Source organism: Bradyrhizobium sp. Kon10, from assembly GCF_055807395.1.
In genome coordinates this window covers 1-261 of record NZ_JBVVOZ010000261.1, presented here as the reverse complement: position 1 = coordinate 261, position 261 = coordinate 1, and the positions used below count along the sequence as shown (strand labels likewise).

At 65.9% G+C, this 261-nt stretch carries 1 protein-coding gene; it reads right to left on the bottom strand.

Features of this window, described 5'->3' with window-relative positions; all coding sequences use genetic code 11:
* The coding region (locus AC0L2O_RS36945; RefSeq protein ID WP_473373228.1) for a DNA gyrase C-terminal beta-propeller domain-containing protein at positions 1-261 on the bottom strand (261 nt) is incomplete at both ends.

Here is a 261-nt window from a genome sequence, read left to right as displayed (position 1 = left end):
CCACGCGAGGAGAAGAACAGCACCGGCGTGTGGGTGTTGGCGACGAACAGCCGGGTGACGAAATCCTCTTCCTTGGTCGACATGCCGGAGCGGCCCTTGCCGCCGCGGCGCTGTGCCCGGTAGAGCGACAGCGGCACACGCTTGATGTAGCCGGAATGGCTGACCGTCACGACCATGTCCTCGCGCTGGATCAGGTCCTCGTCTTCCATATCAGCCCCGCCCTCTGAGAGTTCGGTGCGGCGCGGCGTGCCGAACTCGTCG